A 14,142-nucleotide genomic window follows, 5' to 3' on the forward strand; every position below is an offset into this window, starting at 1 on the left:
TAGATTTTGTTTTAAGTTGATTAATATTAAATAGTAGTATAAGCAAACTTCACGAGTTTGTTTTCCAGTAGAATGGTACACAGATAAGTTCTTACATCAAACAGAAACTTGTGTATCTTCATGCAGGCAAAATTAGATGTTCCGGACTCCGATTCAAAGAAAATAAAGTTGCTCTTTTTTTTAAATCGGTTGCATTATTTTTTATACCTTTGAAAATTGGATTGATTTCAAGAAAAAATGATAAAATGGAAAGAGAATCAGTAGAAAAATCGAGCGGAAGTCATGCCGGCCTTAATGTGCAAAGAATACGGATGTTTTTAGGCATCAAACAGGAAACGTTGGCTGCCGGCCTCGGCATTAGCGGGTCGGAGGTGTCGAAGATCGAAAAGCAGGATGAAATAGAAGAAGAATTATTGTCCCGGATTGCCGGTCTGTTGGGTGTATCGCCGGAGGTAATCAAAGGTTTTGATACTGAAAAGGCTATTTATAATATCAATCATAATAACTTTCAAGATGCTACTATTTCTGAAGGGACTATTATTACTCAGCAAATCAATTCCAATGAAAAAATTATAGAGTTGTACGAACGTTTATTACAAAGTGAAAGAGAGAAAATTGAATTATTGAAACAAAAATAAATTCACTCAAAACTAAAATTGAAATTATGGAAACGGAGACGCATACTCACATGAATGCCTCAAGTATAGGTAGAAAAATTGAAAGGATACGCCGGCTTAAGGGAATGACTCAAACCGAATTGGCAAATATGCTGGGAGTAACAAGACAAGCTATTTCGAAAATGGAGCAAACAGAAAAATTAAACGATGAGCGACTGAAAGAAATCGCTTCAGCATTAGGGGTAACTGTAGAAGGTTTAAAGAAATACAATGAAGAAACAGTTCTGTACAATACAAATAATTTTTACGAGAACTGTGGTGTCAAAACAAATGCTGTAGATAATGGTAATTATCATACTTTCAATAATTTCCCAATAGACGAAATCATTGAGTTTTACGAGAAACAGTTGGAGAAAGAAAAAGAGAAGTTCGAGTCTTTAAAAAAAGAGAAAGAATAGATGTTTGCGAGATGCTCAAAGCTATCTGCAACAATTGCGTTTTAAAAGAGATGGTAAAAGAATTTATTTCTACCAAAAATGAAGAAATCCGTTGGCTGAGAGAAGAAATTAAGACATTGAAAAACAAATGATTTTTCACTACCTTTGCAGGCACAGATTTGCAGAAGCAACATAAAATACTTGTATATTGAGTGAAAACTAAAAAAATAAAGCAGCAAAATTATGGGACAAGATGCATTAAAGATAGAACTCATAGAATGGCTCGCACGTCTTGAAGATGAAGATACAATCCGTTATCTGAAAGTTGTAAAGGACGGCAGCAGTCAACTTATTGATTGGTCGGACGATTTAACCGATGAACAGAAAGCCGGCATAGAAAAGGGTTTACAAGACATCGATAATGGAAAAACGATTCCTCACGATATAATTAAACAACAGTATGGAATCGTATAATCTTCATTGAACGGAAGAGACGGTACATAACTTGGAAAATATTCTCGATTATTTAGAACAGAATTGGACAGAGAGGGAAATCGATAAATTCAAAAGAAAGTTGAGTCATCAATTGGAAACTATTTGCCGTTTCCCGTTCATTTTTCCTCAATCCGAACATCAAAAAAGGCTTCGAAAGGCTGTACTGGACAAACACATAACCGTCTTTTATGAAATAAAATATAAAAATATTTTTATCGCTTATATTTTTGGAAACAGACAATCGATTTCAAGGATAAGATGACCTGTGTATAGTTCATCATTCGGAAGCGGATATTTACTCATTCAAGAATACTGATTGCTATTTTATGGAGACTTTTGAAAACTCGAGTTGTTGGAAAACAGATGATTTTTACTACTTTTGCTTTTAATGATGCATAATATAAATAAGTGAAAAATGGAAACGAAAAATTACGACAATGTCGTTCACATTGGCAGGAAAATTGAGCGGATACGCCGACTGCGTGGAATGACTCAAAGCGAATTAGCAAATACGTTGGGTGTAACAAGACAGGCTGTCTCGAAAATGGAACAAACAGAAAAGATGGACGATGAACGAGTGGAAGAAATTGCTTCGGCTTTAGGGGTAACGGTAGAAGGATTAAAGAAATACAACGAAGAAACGGTCTTGTATTGCACAAATAATTTTAATGAAAACTGTCATGTGAGTGCTTCCAACATAGGGCCTATCAATAGTGTTGAAAATCTCAATCATTTCCCTTTAGAAAAGATTGTTGAGTTCTATGAGAAACAGTTGAAGAAAGAAAGAGAGAAGTTTGAGTCTTTAAAAAAAGAGAAAGAATAAAAGTTCTTGAAGTCCTTAAAACTGTAGGCGACAACTATATTTCCAAAAGAGTTGTCAATGAACTTGTTGCTGCGAAAAACAAAGAGATTGATTGGCTCAAAGACGAAATCCGATACCTGAGGCTGGAGATTAAACAGTTACTGGAAATTATTGAGAGAAAGAGTTAATAATTTTTCCAAGCGGCTTTGTATTCTATCCTGAAGTATTCTTTGAAAATCATCCTCTTAGCTTCTTCATCATATTTTTACATTCAGGATGCCTTGCCACGTGGAAATTATTTTACTAAAACAACGAGTTGAAGCAAGAACAAGCTACACAAGTTCTACGGATAATCCAAGGGCATCAACTATTTTATAAAAGGTAGATACTTTCGGTTCCGTCTTTCCCGTTTCAACACGCGAGATATACGAAAAAAACAACTTTTCTTGTAAATAACTCGTTTATGGACGAAAAAAAATTACATTCTGCGACAAGTAGCCAAACAACTTATTGATAATGGTGTAAAGGGCGAAAACACGGTGTTTATCAATCGGGAATTTGCCGATTTCGATTTTCTGAAGACCTATAAAGATCTTGAAGAACTGATTAAATTATACAAAAGAGAACTCCAGCCACAGGGAAAAGTTTATATTTTCATTGATGAAATCCAATTGATTGATGGATGGGAAAAGGTTATCAATTTGAAATCTTCCCGTTCAGTTATTCGGAATATCTGGGAATCACCCGGCAGGAACGCGGTCGCGAAAGCTATATCGCTTATATGAACAGCGGCGGGCTTCCCGAACTGTTTATGCTACCCAATGAGGAATTGAGACGGAATTATATATCCGCTATAAAAGATACTGTCCTTTTGCGCGATATTATTCAACGAAATAACATACGTGAGCCGAAATTACTGGAAGATATCTTTATGTTTCTTGTAAATAATGCTTCTAACCTTATATCGACATCTAACATCGTAAAATATTTTAAAGGGCAAGGACGGAAAGTAAGTTACGATGCCGTGTCAAATTCTATATCAATGATTTAGCTTACAAAAAACTACCTTTATTCAGGATTTGGATATGGATTGGGATATTTAGTCGAAAATCTGGTTTACTTGGAATTACGTCGGGCGGGATTCGATGTGTATGTAGGAATGATGAGAAACAAAGAAGTCGATTTCGTGGCAAAAAAAGATGATAGGATAATTTATATACAAAGTACCTATATGCTCATTGACGAACTCACTATCGAACGAGAATATTCTGCGCTCGAGGCCATTGATGATAATTTTGAAAAAATCGTTGTTTCGCTCGATGATAGGGTATTACCTTTAAAAGATGGAATTAAACATGTAAGGGCTTGGGAGTTAAGCGGGCTTATAATGAATATATGAATGGGGTGAAACAAAAATTCATTTAAAAAATGGAGACTTTGTGGATGCGTAATCCCCCCCCTGTGATTATATCAGTGAGTCGCTCAACGGATGTACCTGCATTTTATGCCGATTGTTATTACAATCGACTAAAAAAGTGGAAGACGATAATTTTTTAGCAAGCGCAGAACCCCTACACTGTACAGATAATCATTTTACAAATTTGTAGTTTGAAAGTGATTTTAATCCCGGCAAACTGAAATATTTCTCTAAATTTCCTTGAACAATCACTTCTTTCTTAAAATTCTCAGGATTCTCCTTCAAATTGAGTGCCGTTCTGATCGTCTCTTTTTTTAATTCAACAGGGAAGGTATTTGTTGCTTCTGTTTCCGTAGGCGATGTAGCCAAAGCAATATTAGTACCTCCGGTATCTTCATTGTTGTTCTTAAAGGATGTGTATTTTGTTCCTGTGTAGTATCCCACAATATACCCTTTCACCCATACATCTGTTCCTCCCTGTCGACTCTTTGCATCCGATACCGTATATGGATTTTCCTCACTGCCGTCGCCAATGGTTGGTATAACCGGTTTATCCGAGGGATCGAGCGCCACGGTTTCCGACGGGCCTTCCGTCCATGTATCGATGGAAGAATTTACATCGACAGTGATAGTCTTTTCCTTTTCATTTAATGTGATCATATACGTATACTTACATCCTTTCTCGAACGTTTTTATTTTTGTACTCAAACTTAACGAATACTTATATTCTATTTGATCAATAATAAGAATCAGTAAATTGTCGCTCAAATCATTGTCCGGCAATACGATTGCTACAGCCGTTTTGCCATCCGCCGCTACATTGAAAGGGATGTCACCCGTTGCCGTAGGGGCTGAAAGAGTTGCATCATTCAATGAAAAGGAAGCCTTCCGTGCTGCATTCGTCATTGTTGCTTGCAATCCGCTTAGACCCATCTCCGAGTCTTCTGCTGAAATTTGTAAAATAATCCTTGAAAGTTGATGCTTGAAAATCATTTTTACATCGGTATTTTCAGCACTCCGGTTTGTTTCGTTATCGGAAAACAACAAATCGATAGCCGCCTGATTGGTTTGGTTCGACACATCGACGGCATACGAAAAATCATCTATTTTCTCTTGATAAGGATAATATCCTATAAAATCTATATTATCTCCTTCCGACGGAAGTTGAATAGCTTCTCCTTCTTTTGCCGGGAGGAACGTAGCCCCATTGCCATTAATATACTTTACATTGCTTTTTAGTCCTCCGGAAGATAATGTTTCTTCGGACTTTTTTGTATAAATGCCGATGGCGTCTCCGTTTATCCACGTGTCATCCGTCATCTTTGTTTCGGATTTGGATATCAACGCATTGATATGAAATTGTGTCTTTTCTAAAGATTGGTCGATTTTGTCGCCTTCGCAGGAAGCGCAGCAAATGGCCATTAGTAAAATAATACCATTTTTGCCTTTCATTTCCGGATGTAATTATTATCTGTAATGCCTATTGAATTTATAAAATTATTTCATGCAAATTAAACTTTCTATCTATATGAAAACTATCCTACAAAATTAGATAAACAAACAATCCGTTGTCATCCGTTTTCTAAAAATAATGGAGCATTTAAGATTGATTAACCTTTGTCGGGATGCAAATCGTGTAAGCATTAGGAAGAAGTGTTTGATTCAACCGCTATATCTCCCATTGCAAGTTGATATTCACGCCACAAATCATCGATGTTGTATTGGTCTCCCAATGCATATTTTATCGCTCCGTCGAATGACCAGGGAATGACGTTTAACGTACTTCGATTCAGCTTTCTTAAAAAATCCGCATTCTTATGGTCTTTTATCCAGACAAAGAAATACCCTGCCGTGCGATATCCGTCCATGTAATTACCTCCTTTCGGGCGGGCGCCTTCTCCGAATCCTCCGTTTGCCACCCGTACCGCATCGGCCATTCCTTCGATAAATGCCCAAAATACGCGGTTGGTACCGTAGCTGCCGATGCCTTGAGGCTCCAGTTGGTAAGCATGCGTCAATTCATGTAGCAAGACTCCTCGTGTTTCAAAGAGGACTTTTGCCGTATCATTTCCGGCGAATGACTTCTCAATATGCTTCGTACTGTAAAAAATATGGATGTTCCCGTGATCGCCTCCCTTTGCGGAAATTCCATCAATGTCTTCCAACGTATAATGGATTTGGTGAACGGGTGGAATGCTGTCGGCCGGAGAATGATATAGCGTGGATAGTACCGTGCGGGCTTGCTCTTTTATATACGGTTCCGCATCGGGAATAATATGATGATAAATTTCTGATCCGGCAGATTCGGGCGCTTTATCTTCAAACAGAATAGAGCCGGTGTCATACGAATCCCAAAGTTTAGCGCCTTGTAGGTTTTCCGCATTTTTTCCAATGTGAGAAGAGCAAGAATAAACCCCGAGTAAGAGTATTCCGGCCCAAAATATCCAATTTTTTGTATTCATTTTGTGTATAAATCGTTTATCCGTTTCCGTTCGTAAGTGAATAGGGCTTGTCCTCTGAAGAATGTCCCCGTTTTTTATTAGGGGTACTACTCATCTCATATTCCCACACTCCGCCTTCGAGCAAATCGTTGTGAGTGATATAGCGTTTATCATATACTTGACCGTTATGCTTTACGGTTTTTACATAGCGGTTCTTGTCATTAACCCCTTTCGCTTTAATCTCAAGCATATTGCCATTCGGAAGCGTTAACTTCAAAGAAGGAAGATAGGGCGCTCCCAGCACGTATTGGTCAGTGCCGGGGCAGACGGGATAAAATCCCATGACCGAAAAAATATACCATGCCGACATCTGTCCGCAATCATCGTTTCCTCCTAAGCCATCGATTTCATTGCGATACATCCGGTTGAGTATCTCCCGAACCCAATACTGCGTTTTCCACGGTTGGGAAGTCCACGCATAAAGATAAGGAACATGATGGCTCGGTTCGTTTCCATGCACATATCCGCCCACCAGACAATCTTCCGTGATATCTTCATTCTTCTCATAATATTTTTCAGGCAAGTGCATCGTAAACAAATTGTCCAGTTTTTCAACAACTATTTTTTCGCCTCCCATCCGTTCCATCATTCCGAAGACATCATGCGGTACATGGAACGAGAAGTTCAGCGAATTACCTTCAATAAAACCTTCGCCATAGGTTTGCAAAATATCAAAGTCTTTTTTAAAGCTGCCGTCGGCATATTTGGGGCGGGCATATCCGATGGTTTCATCGTAAATATTGCGGTAATTCAATGCCCGTTTCCGGTAAACATCCGCCACGTCGTCTTTCCCCGCTTTTAATGCCGTTTGATAGATGGTCCAATCGTCATAAGCATATTCGAGGGTGGAGGAAGCGGCCGTACCGCTTTTTTCCAACGGAATATATCCTAATCGGCTATACTCTTCGATACCTTCATAATAAGGAACCGTCGACGTTTTAACCATCGCATTCAATGCTTCATCGGTAGTAGGAAAGACACCTTTTGCCACCGCATCCGCCAAAACAGATACGGCATGATAACCGCTCATGCACCAATTCTCATTCGCCATTAAACTCCAGACGGGCAACATGCCGTGTACGCTCTGTTGTTGATGCTTAATCATCGACGCTACCATATCGGCATTGCGGGAGGGTTTGATGAGATTTAACAGCGGATGCTCCGCCCGGTAGGTATCCCATAAAGAAAAAACGGTATAATTGGTAAAGCCGGAAGCCTGATGAATGTTATTATCCAAGCCCCGGTAGCGGCCGTCTACATCCATATAGACGGAAGGGTTGATCATGGTATGGTAAAGCGAAGTGTAAAACATCGTTTTCTGATCGTCCGTTCCTTCCACGCTGAAACAAGACAGTTCCTTATTCCAGTTTTCAACCGCTTCTTTTTGTATCGTCTCGAAATTTTTCCCTCCGGTTTCCTTGGCTAAATTTTTCAAGGCGCCTTCGGTACTGACTCCCGAAAGGGCGACTTTCACCGTGAGCTCGGAGTCGGCGGAAGTATTGAAATCGAAATAAGCCGCAATTTTTCGTCCGCCCATCTCCGGGAAATTCTCATTCACCTGAAAGCGGCGCCAAAATCCGTTATATTTTATTTTTTCCTTGTCCTTATAGCCGTAATGCTTTATCGGTTGTGAAAATGAGATGGCGAAATAGGTATAATTCGTACGCGCCCATCCGTTTGTAATCCGGTAACCGGTCAAAAGGGTATCGTTCTCGACCCGGATGCTCGCCCACAATACTTTTCCGTCGTAGTTGTAAATCCCGTGCGACAGATCGAGTATCAAGTGACCGTCCGTTTTTTCAGGAAAAGTATATTGATGAACGCCGACGCGCGGAGTTGCCGTCAGTTGAGCCTTAATTCCATAATCCTCGAGCATGACTTCATAATAACCGGGAGAAGCCTTTTCCGTGGAATGGCTGAAACGGGAACGATATCCTTCGTCGGGATTCGATGCTCGACCCGGATTTAAATGCAATTCTCCCCGGGTAGGCATAATAAGGATATCTCCCAAGTCCGAATGTCCGGTTCCGCTGAGATGCGTGTGGCTGAAACCCACAATCGTTTTATCTCGGTATTGGTAACCGGCACAATATTCATAAGCTTTTTTCTGATAGATGCCATCCACATTGTGCGGAATGGTATCGGTATCGGGACTTAGCTGAACGGCCCCGAACGGCGCGCATGCTCCCGGGAAAGTATGTCCCATACCATTCGTTCCGATCATCGGATTGACATAATCAGCAGGCTGTTGCGCCCTTATCGATAAATTTGTCATTACTAGTAAAACTAAAGAAAAAATAATCTGCTTCATCCTCTATCGTATACTTGCCATGTATTGCTCCAACTTTAAATTTCCGAAAATACAAAAAATAGGTCATTAAATAGCAAATATCTATCAGTATTTTATCAGAACTACTAATTAAATATACACTCTTAAATAAAGAGAGTCGAATAGCCGGACTTTTTGATAATTATTGAGCTTTCATATTTATTGAAAGGGTTTGTAGATTCTGAGAAACGGCTTTTATTTCAATTTTCCCTTTCTTTTTTTCACTTTGGATTACGACTATGCATTTTCCATGAAAAGCTTTTCTGTATGGGACTTTAAAACTTTCCATGCTGGTCTGGTTCCCATTGTCTACCCCTACCATTCGTCCATCGCCGGATATCTCAAAATGAATAAGATTGTCGGCGTTCGGACATAGATTCCCGTTTTTATCGACTATTTCGACCAGAATAAAACATAAATCCTTTCCATCGGCGGCAATTATATTTCTATCAGGAGTTAACTTTATCCCATAGGGTTCTCCTGCTGTTTGCAATTCTTGCGAGACGACTTCTTTTCCGTTTTTCCGGGTTATGACACGAATGGTTCCGGGCTGGAAATTAACACGCCAAGCCACATGAAAAATATCTTGTTCTTTCTTTTTCACACCCTGAGAGACACCATTCAAAAAAAGCTCTGCCTCATCGGCTTGATTGAAATACGCCCAAATGTCAACAGGTTGCTTCTCTGTCCAGTTCCAATGAGGAAATATATGAAGCATGGGTTTTTCGGTCCATTCCGATTGATAAAAATAGAATGCATCCTTTGGAATACCAGCTAAATCAATGATGCCAAAGTACGAACTCCGAGCCGGAAACTGATAGGGAGTAGGTTCGCCGATATAATCGAATCCTGTCCAAATATATAAACCGCTGACAAAATCATTATTCTTGACTTTTCGCCATGTTTCTTCATGGGTCGATCCCCATGGTACGTGACAATTATCATAGGCAGAACAGGAATAAGTCGAATCATAAAAAGTCGTATCCCAGCGAATCGGCCAAATAAACAAAGAGTCGCTAGGCATCCGGTAGTACCCTCTGGTTGCTAACGCTGACGTTGTTTCTGTTGCAATAAACGGTTTTCCGGGGAAATTGTCTTTGACGTGCTCGAAATCCGATAAATGATAATTGAAGCCGATAATATCTAATGTGTCTGCTCGAAACAGATGATTTAAAGAGTTGGGTTCGTTATTCCCCGTTGTAATGGGACGAGTAGGATCCAACTTCTTTACGATGCCTGCTAATTTCTGAGTTAAAAGGGAGTTGACACTTATTTCATTGGTGTGCGATAAAGATTTTTCATCTCGCTCTAAGTTTAATAATAAATTTGCCTGTTGAATATTCAGGGTGTCGGCATCGGCATGGGTCCATTGTTCCATTACTTCGTTTCCGATACTCCACATAAAAACAGAGGGGTGATTGCGATCGCGAAGAATATGATCTGTTAAATCTCGTTCATGCCATTCATTAAAATAGAGAGAGTAGTCGTAAGTAGTTTTTCTCTTTCTCCACATATCAAATGTTTCGTTCATTACGATAAAGCCCATCTTATCACATAACTGTAATAATTCAGGTGCAGGAGGATTGTGAGCGCAACGAATTCCATTGACACCCATTTCTTTTAGGAGTTCAAGTTGTCGTTCTATCGCACGGGTGTTAACGGCAGCGCCCAAGCATCCCAAATCATGATGCATGCAGACGCCTTTTATTTTTATCGGTTTGTTGTTTAGAAAAAAACCTTTATCCGGATCAAAAGAGAAAGAGCGGATTCCCAGAGGTGTTTCATACTGGTCTATTTCTTTTTGCTCTTGTAGTATTTCTGTGACAATTGTATAAAGATAGGGATTTTCTATTGTCCAAAGTTCCGGTTTGGAGAGAGCTATTTGATGAGTGACTTCTTTCGCAGAGCCGGCATTCAATTGTTCTTCCGATATTTCTGAAGAAACTGTTTTTCCTTCTCTGTTCTTTATAGACGTTTTTAATTGGATCGTCGCTGTTTCAGGTGTTTCATTTTTTATTTTCGTTAAAACATTCACCGTGGCGCAGTCTTGTTTAATTTCGGGAGTCGTAACGTATGTTCCCCAGTGGTCGACATGGACGGGGCTTGTTATTGTCAGCCAAACGTTACGGTAAATGCCGCAGCCCGAATACCATCGTGAATTAGGTTGCTGGCTGTTATCTACGCGGACAGCTATCACATTCTCTTCGTCGAAAGACAAGTAAGGGGTTAAATCGTAGCGAAACGAAATATAACCATACGGGCGTTTTCCTAAATATTTTTCATTGATCCACACTTCTGAGTTCATATATACGCCATCAAAATCGATAAAAAACTTTTTATCGCGAGCCTCTTTATTTACGCGGAAAGTTTTTCTGTACCATCCTATCCCTCCCGGCAATGCTCCTCCATTGCTTCCTGAAGGATGAGCCTCGCTGAAATCTCCTTCTATGGCCCAATCGTGAGGCAAATCCAACATCCGCCAATTTTTATCGTCATAATCTACCGAATAACCGCTTTCAATATCGCCTAAATAAAATTTCCAACCTTCATTAAAATCGGTGATTTCCCGGAATACATTTCTGTTGCAGGAAACACAGAGAAAAGAAATGAGTAATAAAAAAGTGATATTTTTGCTCATATTGGTATTTTCAAGATAGTTTCACACTAATTTCCGTTCCTTCGTATTGAATTTCTGTTCCTGACATTTCGGGATTGAATGCTTTTGGATTTTCAGGATTGACGTAAACAATATTGAACACCCTATTTTTTAATAAAGATTTAAATCCGTTACCTCTTCTTTCTCCGATGACGAGCGTTTTCGTCGAATCATGATAGGTTAGGGGAATAATGGAATAATTGCTCTTTTCATACTCATAATTTGTTCCTTCATCTTCATATAAAGAGAAGGAGCCGTCTTCTCCCGCATATACATATAAGGTGATCCTTTCCGATTTTTTCTCATCCGTGTATTCTATTTCGGGCCCGTAGGGTATAATACTCCCTCCTTTCACGAAAAGAGGCATGCGTTCATAGGGGGAGTGGATGTTTTTTGTCTGATTTCCTTCAATGAATTTGCCCGTATAAAGATCATACCATCCCGAACAATGAGGAAAATAGACTTCCCTGCTTCTTGCTTTATACTCATATATCGGGCATACCATCAATGCCGGTCCGAACATATATTGATTGCTGATATCGGTCACTCTTTCGTTTTTTGGAAAATCCATGATGAGCGCTCTCATAATCGTGTAATCTTCAAGGTTTGTCATCCCTGCCAGCGAATAGATATAGGGCATCAGACGATATCGCAGTTTGATATAATAAAGAATCGACTGGTATGCCGGATGATTTTCCGGGGCGATATTGAAAATTTCGCGATACGGAAATTGGCCGTGGGCTCGAAATAAAGGGACGAAAGCGCCGAACTGGTACCAACGCGTATTTAGTTCCCTCCACTCCTTCAAATCTTCGTTTTCTATGCCGGTAGCGTCAAATAGGCGTTGTGCATTTTCATATCTTTTTTCCACACAAAAGCCACCTATATCCATTGTCCAATAAGGTATTCCGGAAAGGGCAAAATTTAATCCTGCCGATATTTGTGCTTTCAAATCTTCCCATCGTGTTCCGATATCACCACTCCATACTGCTGTGGAATAACGTTGTACACCGGCAAATCCCGAGCGGGTTAAGAGGAATACCCGTTTATTGGGATCGACGCCCCTTTGCCCTTCGTAAATGGCTTGTGCATTCATTAAAGCATAAGCATTAAAGTATTTTGTTGAGGGACCAAGAGCAGTTGGGCCACAAAGAGCTTTTCGGTATTCTAAAGATGTATTGTCTTGAATATTCGGTTCGGAAGCATCCATCCACCAGGCATCGAAGCCTAAAGGATACAGCTTTTCTTCCATCTGTTTCCAAAAGAGTTTTCGTGCCCCTTCGGCATATGCATCATAAAAAGAACCGATGTATCCCGGATATACCCAATCTCGGATACTGTCTTTTATGGCTTGTCGGTATATCCATCCATTTTGATCGAATTGTTTATAGTGTTCGGTGGTTGCATAAAACTTCGGCCATACAGAGAGCATGATTTTTGCATTCATCCGATGAATGGAATCTACCATTGCTTTTGGATTCGGAAAGCGCAACGAGTCAAAGTCATGATCTCCCCAATCCTCTACCGGCCAGTAAAACCAATCTTGTACAATATTGTCAATTGGAATATGCCGTTTTCTGAATTCTGCTAACGTCTCAAGCAGTTCTCCTTGTGTTTTATATCGTTCCCTACTTTGCCAGAAGCCCATAGCCCATTTTGGCATAATTTGCGCTTTACCTGTAATCGTTCGATAGCCACTGATAACATCATCAAGATTGTTCCCGTAAATAAAATAATAGTCTATTTCATTGCCCATCTCACTCCATAGTGAGAGGCTATTTTGTTCTTTTTCTGGAAGGGGGCTTAGCGCTTTCAATGATAAGTATGACGTGGATCCGTCGGGCTCCCATTCGATTCTGATAGGAGTTCTTTTTCCGGCGGTAAGATTGACAGAAAACTTATAATCATTGGGATTCCATGCCGTACGCCATCTTTGTTTTACAACACGCTGATTATCTAAAAAGATAGTCGTATAACCTGCATAACGAAGAATAAAATGATAGAGCCCGCTTTCGCTTGCTTCTATATCTCCTTCCCAGATAACGTTGGCTCCGTCTAATGAAAAGCCTTCCGGAAAGTTTTTGATTAACTCTAAATTCTCATAATCAATAATTGTTTCTTTTCTTTCGATTGCTTGTTTTGAATTCTTATTTTCATAGAGAGCCGTTAACGCTCCTTCTTGACCATGCTTGTCGAATAGCCTGAATTGACTTAGCTGCTCATAATCACGAATATCTCCGAATTTACTAAAAGAATAGTTATCCCAAAGAATTCCATAGTTTTTGTTCGATACGACAAATGGAACGGATACTTTGGTATTGTACTGGAATAATGACTCGTTTTTTCCTTTATGATTAAATTCATCGGATTGGTGTTGCCCTAATCCATAAAACGCTTCGTCTTCCGGTGACTCGAAAACCTGATGCAAAGTATATCCTTTTGTTCCTTCTACTTCGATAGGCGTAAATGATTTTCCATCTTCTTCTTTTTCTTGAAGGATGGCTAATCCATTCTTATCAAAAAAACAAACTTGGCCGGTTTCTTTATTAATTTTTACATCCAACTCTTTTGTTGAGAATATCACATTATTTATGTCTTCAGAAACTTCGAAAGGATGAGAAACAGTTAAATCAGGGGTTATAATAAGACTTTGCTCGGATGAAAAATCATTTTCAGGCGTGGCGGAAACATGAATAATGCGATCATTAATAGCTTGTAATCTTATTTTCTGTGTGTTGTTGTTCGAAGATTTTATGGACACAATAATTCCATTTTGTTTCTTTTTATAGCTAGTTGAAGAACAACTCAATAAGAAAGATAATAAACCTATGATGACTATAAAAAGATAGAAACGTTTTTGCATTCTTTGTAGAAGTTATTTTGAGGAT

9 protein-coding genes and 2 pseudogenes are annotated in these 14,142 nt (G+C 39.4%); 5 read left to right on the forward strand and 6 right to left on the reverse strand.

Annotated features, from left to right (window positions below; all coding sequences use genetic code 11):
- Nucleotides 1–245: 245 nt before the first annotated feature.
- The 4 genes from ABNK31_RS02115 (at nucleotide 246) to ABNK31_RS02130 (ending at nucleotide 2,372) form a co-directional block, all read left to right on the forward strand.
- On the forward strand, nucleotides 246–638 hold the full coding sequence (locus ABNK31_RS02115; protein ID WP_286850278.1) for a helix-turn-helix domain-containing protein: 393 nt from the start codon (nucleotides 246–248) through the stop codon (nucleotides 636–638).
- Between the two features lie 26 nt (nucleotides 639–664).
- Nucleotides 665–1,075 carry a helix-turn-helix domain-containing protein gene (locus tag ABNK31_RS02120; protein ID WP_321579342.1) on the forward strand — a complete coding sequence of 137 codons (411 nt, stop codon included), beginning with the start codon at nucleotides 665–667 and terminating at the stop codon, nucleotides 1,073–1,075.
- Nucleotides 1,076–1,297: 222 nt separating this feature from the next.
- A complete protein-coding gene (locus ABNK31_RS02125; RefSeq protein WP_286850280.1) occupies nucleotides 1,298–1,528 on the forward strand; it encodes a hypothetical protein in 231 nt (76 codons plus the stop codon).
- 436 nt (nucleotides 1,529–1,964) lie between these two features.
- The gene (locus ABNK31_RS02130) at nucleotides 1,965–2,372 is read left to right on the forward strand and encodes a helix-turn-helix domain-containing protein (RefSeq protein ID WP_418894099.1); all 408 of its coding nucleotides are present in this window, start codon (nucleotides 1,965–1,967) and stop codon (nucleotides 2,370–2,372) included.
- Nucleotides 2,373–2,683: 311 nt separating this feature from the next.
- Here ABNK31_RS02130 and ABNK31_RS02135 read toward each other — a convergent pair.
- Nucleotides 2,684–2,782 (reverse strand): annotated as a pseudogene (locus ABNK31_RS02135) (helix-turn-helix domain-containing protein); the annotation flags it as partial.
- A 42-nt stretch (nucleotides 2,783–2,824) separates the two neighbouring features.
- Between ABNK31_RS02135 and ABNK31_RS02140 the strand changes: the two are divergent.
- Nucleotides 2,825–3,750 (forward strand): annotated as a pseudogene (locus ABNK31_RS02140) (ATP-binding protein); the annotation flags it as partial.
- A 189-nt stretch (nucleotides 3,751–3,939) separates the two neighbouring features.
- On the opposite strand, the gene ABNK31_RS02145 reads toward ABNK31_RS02140, so the two are convergent.
- From ABNK31_RS02145 to ABNK31_RS02165, 5 genes are all read right to left on the reverse strand, one after another.
- Nucleotides 3,940–5,220: a fimbrillin family protein gene (locus ABNK31_RS02145; protein WP_418894100.1), complete on the reverse strand. Its 1,281-nt coding sequence runs from the start codon at nucleotides 5,218–5,220 to the stop codon at nucleotides 3,940–3,942.
- A 191-nt stretch (nucleotides 5,221–5,411) separates the two neighbouring features.
- Nucleotides 5,412–6,230, reverse strand: coding sequence for a basic secretory protein-like protein (locus tag ABNK31_RS02150; protein ID WP_418894101.1), 819 nt, complete (start codon nucleotides 6,228–6,230; stop codon nucleotides 5,412–5,414).
- A 16-nt stretch (nucleotides 6,231–6,246) separates the two neighbouring features.
- Nucleotides 6,247–8,580 carry a GH92 family glycosyl hydrolase gene (locus ABNK31_RS02155; protein ID WP_418894102.1) on the reverse strand — a complete coding sequence of 778 codons (2,334 nt, stop codon included), beginning with the start codon at nucleotides 8,578–8,580 and terminating at the stop codon, nucleotides 6,247–6,249.
- A gap of 160 nt (nucleotides 8,581–8,740) precedes the next feature.
- Nucleotides 8,741–11,236 (reverse strand): glycoside hydrolase family 2 TIM barrel-domain containing protein, encoded by a 2,496-nt coding sequence (locus ABNK31_RS02160; protein WP_418894103.1) that lies wholly within the window; start codon nucleotides 11,234–11,236, stop codon nucleotides 8,741–8,743.
- A gap of 10 nt (nucleotides 11,237–11,246) precedes the next feature.
- Nucleotides 11,247–14,117: a TIM-barrel domain-containing protein gene (locus ABNK31_RS02165; protein WP_418894104.1), complete on the reverse strand. Its 2,871-nt coding sequence runs from the start codon at nucleotides 14,115–14,117 to the stop codon at nucleotides 11,247–11,249.
- Nucleotides 14,118–14,142 lie beyond the last annotated feature (25 nt).

The organism is Limibacterium fermenti (assembly GCF_041902845.1).
In the GTDB taxonomy this organism is placed as follows: Bacteria; Bacteroidota; Bacteroidia; order Bacteroidales; family Dysgonomonadaceae; genus Limibacterium; species Limibacterium fermenti.